Here is a 2,904-nt window from a genome sequence, read left to right as displayed (position 1 = left end):
CCGCGCCGCGAGATCAGATCGCCGTTAACCGTTCCCATATACTCGTCCGGCACCACGACCTCGACGGCCATGATCGGTTCGAGCAGCACGGGCTTGGCTCGGCGGCAGGCTTCCTTGAAGCACACCGAAGCGCAGATCTTGAAGGCCATCTCGGACGAATCGACATCGTGCGAAGCTCCGTCGATGGCGGACGCCTTGATGTCCACCAGCGGATACCCCGCCATAATGCCGCCTTCGAGCGCTTCGGCGATGCCCTTCTCGACCGCCGAGATGAACTCCTTCGGAATCGCGCCGCCGACAATATCGTTTTCGAACTCGTAGCCCGCGCCCGGATTCGGCTCGACGCGCAGCTTGGTCCGCGCATACTGGCCCGAACCGCCGGTTTGCTTCTTATGCGTGTAATCGTATTCCGCGGCCTGCCGGATGGTCTCGCGATACGCCACCTGAGGCTTGCCGACATTGGCCGCCACGCCGAACTCGCGCATCATGCGGTCGACAATGATTTCGAGGTGCAGTTCGCCCATCCCGGAAAGAATGGTCTGCCCGGTTTCGGGGTCGGTGGCAACCTTGAACGTGGGATCTTCCTGGGCCAGCTTCTGAATCGCCATGCCCAGCTTTTCCTGATCGGCCTTGGTCTTCGGCTCAACCGCGAGCTGAATCACCGGGATCGGGAAGTCGATCGATTCGAGCACGATCGGATCGTCATCGTCACAGATCGTATCGCCCGTCGAAACGGTCTTCAGTCCCACGGCCGCGCAAATATCGCCGGCCATGATTTCCTGAATATCTTCGCGCTTGTTGGCATGCATGCGCAGCAAGCGGCCGACGCGCTCTTTGCGTCCCTTGGCGACGTTGAACACCGACTCGCCCGCACTCATCTTTCCCGAATACACGCGGAAGAAGGCGAGCTGACCGGCGAACGGGTCAGTCATGATCTTAAACACCAGCGCCGAGAACGGCTCGGAATCGTCCGCATGCCGCACCAGCGTGATCTCGGGATTGTCCACCGACGTGCCTTCCACCGGCGGAATATCGAGCGGGGACGGAAGATAATCGACCACCGCGTCGAGCATGGTCTGCACGCCCTTGTTCTTGAACGCCGAACCGCAGATCACCGGGAAAATCTTCATCGCGAGCGTGGCCTTACGGATGCCCCCGCGAATCTCGTCTTCGGTGAGTTCCTGGCCTTCGATGAACTTCTCGAACAGGATGCCCTCGTCGCTTTCCGCGATGGCTTCCAGCATGTAGGCACGGTATTCCGCCGCCTTTTCCTTCAGATCTTCGGGGATTTCGACTTCATCGAACTTGGCGCCCAGCGTTTCGTCCCGCCAGATGTACGCCTTCATCTTCACCAGATCGACGACGCCTTTGAAGTGCTCTTCCGCGCCGACCGGAATCTGAATCGCGACCGGACGCGCCTTCAGCCGGTCGATAATGGTGCCGACCGAGTGAAAGAAATCGGCGCCCACGCGATCCATCTTGTTGATGAAGCAAATGCGCGGAACCCGGTACTTATCGGCCTGACGCCACACGGTTTCAGACTGCGGCTGCACGCCGGCAACCGCGTCAAACACCGCGACCGCGCCATCGAGCACGCGAAGCGAACGCTCGACTTCCGCCGTGAAGTCGACGTGACCCGGCGTATCGATAATGTTGATCTGCATGTCGCGCCACTGGCACGTGGTGGCCGCCGACGTGATGGTAATGCCGCGTTCCTGCTCCTGCGCCATCCAGTCCATGGTGGCCGTGCCTTCGTGGACCTCACCGATCTTATGCGAACGCCCCGTGTAGTAGAGGATGCGTTCCGTCGTCGTTGTCTTACCGGCATCGATGTGTGCGGCGATGCCGATGTTCCTCATCCTTTCAATCGGTATGGTGCGTGGCATTTGATCTTTCCTGTTTCCCTTAAACCCTGTGTTTGCTTACCAACGGTAGTGCGCGAACGCTTTGTTGGCTTCCGCCATGCGATGCACGTCGTCGCGCTTCTTGATGGCGCCGCCGCGCAGATTGGCCGCGTCGTTCAGCTCATTCGCCAGCTTCTCCGGCATGCCCTTTTCGGCGCGGCCGCGGGCGTTCGAGAGAATCCAGCGGATCGCCAGCGACGTCCGCCGGTTCTGCGGCACTTCGATCGGCACCTGGTAGTTGGCGCCGCCGACCCGCCGCGTCTTCACTTCAAGCAGCGGCTTGCAGTTCTCGACCGCCTTCTTAAAGACCTTGACCGAATCATCGGAAGCCTTCTCGCCGAGGCGCTTCATCGAGTCATAAAAGATGGTCTGGGCGGTCGATTTCTTCCCGTCCCACATCATCGAGCAGATAAATTTCTCGACCAGAGTCGAGCCGAAGACCGGATCGGCCGGAACTTCGCGATTTTCAATACGGCGTCTGCGTGGCATGCTGGCTGACCTTTACTTCTTGCCCTTGGTGGCTGGAGCAGCGCCGGCTTTGGGCCGCTTCGCCCCGTATTTGGAACGGCTTTGTTTCCGGTTGGCGACTCCGGCGGTATCGAGCGCGCCGCGAACCACGTGGTAGCGGACGCCCGGCAGATCCTTCACGCGGCCGCCGCGGATGAGCACGATCGAGTGTTCCTGCAGATTGTGGCCGACACCGGGTATATAAGTGGTTACTTCGACGCCGTTCGACAAACGTACACGCGCCACCTTCCGAAGCGCCGAATTGGGCTTCTTGGGGGTCGACGTGTACACGCGCGTACAAACGCCGCGCTTTTGCGGGCAGGCCTGAAGCGCGGGACTGGCGGTCTTCCACTTAGGCGGCTTTCGGCCTTTGCGCACGAGTTGATTAAAAGTGGGCACGAATCTTCCTTAAAATTGTAAAAAGCAAAACGACAACCGGAACACGGGAAACAGCCTCCCGGCACACACAACCCTGACACGAGTTCAAATCAGC

3 protein-coding genes are annotated in these 2,904 nt (G+C 60.0%); all 3 read right to left on the bottom strand.

Annotated features, from left to right (window positions below):
* Nucleotides 1-1,886, bottom strand: a 1,886-nt coding sequence (gene fusA / locus H1Y01_RS12815; RefSeq protein WP_180540911.1) for an elongation factor G, incomplete at its 3' end; no start/stop codon positions are given.
* 36 nt (nt 1,887-1,922) lie between these two features.
* Entirely contained in the window at nt 1,923-2,393 is a 471-nt protein-coding gene (gene rpsG, locus H1Y01_RS12810; protein WP_180540910.1) for a 30S ribosomal protein S7, read from the bottom strand.
* Between the two features lie 12 nt (nt 2,394-2,405).
* The gene (gene rpsL, locus H1Y01_RS12805) at nt 2,406-2,810 is read right to left on the bottom strand and encodes a 30S ribosomal protein S12 (protein WP_180540909.1); all 405 of its coding nucleotides are present in this window, start codon (nt 2,808-2,810) and stop codon (nt 2,406-2,408) included.
* Nucleotides 2,811-2,904 lie beyond the last annotated feature (94 nt).

The organism is Nevskia soli, assembly GCF_903970205.1.
Classification (GTDB): Bacteria; Acidobacteriota; Terriglobia; order Bryobacterales; family Bryobacteraceae; genus Bog-113.
Note: the sequence above shows the minus strand (reverse complement) of the source record. Positions and strands in the feature narration are given on the sequence as shown.